Origin of the sequence: Paracoccus caeni, from assembly GCF_016629665.1 — a bacterium.
In the GTDB taxonomy this organism is placed as follows: domain Bacteria; phylum Pseudomonadota; class Alphaproteobacteria; order Rhodobacterales; family Rhodobacteraceae; genus Paracoccus; species Paracoccus caeni.
Window position 1 is genome coordinate 2,501 of the sequence record NZ_JAEPRQ010000019.1, and the last position, 3,181, is coordinate 5,681.

The 3,181-nt window shown below is 53.9% G+C and carries 1 tRNA gene and 2 rRNA genes (1 of these 3 only partly in view); all 3 read left to right on the forward strand.

Going from position 1 to position 3,181, the window contains the following annotated elements:
- Nucleotides 1–2,828, forward strand: a 23S ribosomal RNA gene (locus JJJ17_RS20180) (it extends 5 nt beyond the left edge of the window).
- An 87-nt stretch (nucleotides 2,829–2,915) separates the two neighbouring features.
- A 5S ribosomal RNA gene (gene rrf / locus JJJ17_RS20185) occupies nucleotides 2,916–3,030 on the forward strand.
- Between the two features lie 63 nt (nucleotides 3,031–3,093).
- A tRNA-Met gene (locus JJJ17_RS20190) sits at nucleotides 3,094–3,170 on the forward strand.
- Nucleotides 3,171–3,181 lie beyond the last annotated feature (11 nt).

The window sequence follows — 3,181 nt, forward strand, 5'->3', positions numbered from 1 at the left end:
AGCGCGATAAGGGCGTTTGGTGGATGCCTTGGCAGTAAGAGGCGATGAAGGACGTGATACTCTGCGATAAGCCATGGGGAGCTGAGAATAAGCTTTGATCCATGGATTTCCGAATGGGGAAACCCACCTGAAACTTGGTTATTGTTTGCCTTCGGCAATCAATAATCGGGTTAACCAGGTATCTTTTACCTGAATACATAGGGTTTAAGAAGCGAACCCGGGGAACTGAAACATCTAAGTACCCGGAGGAAAGGAAATCAACAGATACTCCGCTAGTAGTGGCGAGCGAACGCGGACCAGCCGAGCCATGAGAATGACCAGAATGATCTGGAAAGATCAGCCATAGCGGGTGACAGCCCCGTATGGGAAGTTCAATTGGACGTATTAAGTAGGGCGGGACACGTGAAATCCTGTCTGAAGATCGGGGGACCACCCTCGAAGGCTAAGTACTCCTTACTGACCGATAGCGAACCAGTACCGTGAGGGAAAGGTGAAAAGCACCCCGACGAGGGGAGTGAAACAGTTTCTGAAACCGGACGCCTACAAGCAGTCGGAGCCGCCTTGAGCGGTGACGGCGTACCTTTTGTATAATGGGTCAACGACTTGGTCTATCTAGCAAGCTTAAGCCGTTAGGTGTAGGCGCAGCGAAAGCGAGTCTTAAATGGGCGACTTAGTTAGATGGATCAGACCCGAAACCGAGTGATCTAGGCATGAGCAGGATGAAGGTTGGGTAACACCAACTGGAGGTCCGAACCCACATCCGTTGAAAAGGATCGGGATGACTTGTGCCTAGGGGTGAAAGGCCAATCAAACTCGGAGATAGCTGGTTCTCCGCGAAAGCTATTTAGGTAGCGCCTCGGACGTATCCTCTTGGGGGTAGAGCACTGCATGGATGATGGGGGCCCACAGCCTTACTGAGTCTAAGCAAACTCCGAATACCAAGAAGGACTATCCGGGAGACACACGGCGGGTGCTAACGTCCGTCGTGGAGAGGGAAACAACCCTGACCAACAGCTAAGGCCCCCAATTCGTGGCTAAGTGGGAAAGCATGTGAGACTTCCAAAACAACCAGGAGGTTGGCTTAGAAGCAGCCATCCTTTAAAGATAGCGTAACAGCTCACTGGTCTAATTAAGAGGTCTTGCGGCGAAGATGTAACGGGGCTCAAGCCACGAGCCGAAGCTTTGGATGCACATTTATGTGCGTGGTAGCGGAGCGTTCTGTGATATAGAACGCTGCCTCTTTTGCTTGTTCGCAAGTAACGGAGGCAATGTTCTGACTGTGAAGCCGGGCCGTGAGGCAACCGGTGGAGTGATCAGAAGTGAGAATGTTGACATGAGTAGCGACAAACAGGGTGAGAGACCCTGTCGCCGAAAGTCCAAGGGTTCCTGCTTAAAGCTAATCTGAGCAGGGTAAGCCGGCCCCTAAGGCGAGGCCGAAAGGCGTAGTCGATGGGAACCAGGTTAATATTCCTGGGCCAGGAGATGGTGACGGATCACAGAGCTAGTTCTTCCTTATCGGATTGGAAGGGCTGGTGAGTGGTTCCTGGAAATAGCCCTCCATGAGACCGTACCCTAAACCGACACAGGTGGACTGGTAGAGAATACCAAGGCGCTTGAGAGAACCACATTTAAGGAACTCGGCAAAATACCTCCGTAAGTTCGCGAGAAGGAGGCCCGATTGGTGCGCAAGCATTGGTCGGGGGCACAAACCAGGGGGTGGCGACTGTTTACTAAAAACACAGGGCTCTGCGAAGCCGTAAGGCGACGTATAGGGTCTGACGCCTGCCCGGTGCCGGAAGGTTAAAAGGAGATGTGCAAGCATTGAATTGAAGCCCCGGTAAACGGCGGCCGTAACTATAACGGTCCTAAGGTAGCGAAATTCCTTGTCGGGTAAGTTCCGACCTGCACGAATGGCGTAACGACTTCCCCGCTGTCTCAAATGTGGACTCAGCGAAATTGAATTGTCTGTGAAGATGCAGACTTCCCGCGGTTAGACGGAAAGACCCCATGCACCTTTACTACAGCTTCGCACTGGCATCAGGATTGCGATGTGCAGGATAGGCGGTAGGCTTTGAAATCGGGACGCCAGTTCCGATGGAGCCATCCTTGAGATACCGCCCTTCGCACTCTTGATGTCTAACCGCGGTCCGTTATCCGGATCCGGGACCCTGCGTGGCGGGTAGTTTGACTGGGGCGGTCGCCTCCCAAACAGTAACGGAGGCGCGCGAAGGTTGGCTCAGAGCGGTCGGAAATCGCTCGTTGAGTGCAATGGCAGAAGCCAGCCTGACTGCAAGACTGACAAGTCGAGCAGAGTCGAAAGACGGCCATAGTGATCCGGTGGTCCCGAGTGGAAGGGCCATCGCTCAACGGATAAAAGGTACGCTGGGGATAACAGGCTGATGATGCCCAAGAGTCCATATCGACGGCATCGTTTGGCACCTCGATGTCGGCTCATCTCATCCTGGGGCTGGAGCAGGTCCCAAGGGTACGGCTGTTCGCCGTTTAAAGAGGTACGTGAGCTGGGTTTAGAACGTCGTGAGACAGTTCGGTCCCTATCTGCCGTGGGTGTTGGAGACTTGAGAGGAGTTGCCCCTAGTACGAGAGGACCGGGGTGAACGTTCCACTGGTGGACCTGTTGTCGTGCCAACGGCAGTGCAGGGTAGCTATGAACGGACAGGATAAACGCTGAAGGCATCTAAGCGTGAAGCCCCCCTCAAAACAAGGTCTCCCTTGAGAGCCGTGGAAGACCACCACGTCGATAGGCCGGAGATGTAAGTGCAGCAATGCATTCAGTTGACCGGTACTAATGGCTCGATAGGCTTGATTTGATCCGGAAGAAGCAAGACTTCTTCCAAAAGCATCCTTGGACAACATAACCTGCAAAGCAGGCAACGCTGATTACGCTTCTTTCCTGGTCTGGTGGCCCTAGCGCGAGCAAAACACCCGATCCCATCCCGAACTCGGCCGTTAAGTGCCGCTGCGCCGATGGTACTGCGTCCTAAGACGTGGGAGAGTAGGTCACCGCCAGACCTGGAAAGAAGCGAACTCCCTGAAACGATGAAATTCCGCACCGCAATCCACGCGATGCATTGGCGCGGGGTAGAGCAGCCCGGTAGCTCGTCAGGCTCATAACCTGAAGGCCGCAGGTTCAAATCCTGCCCCCGCAACCATCGTTACTTGC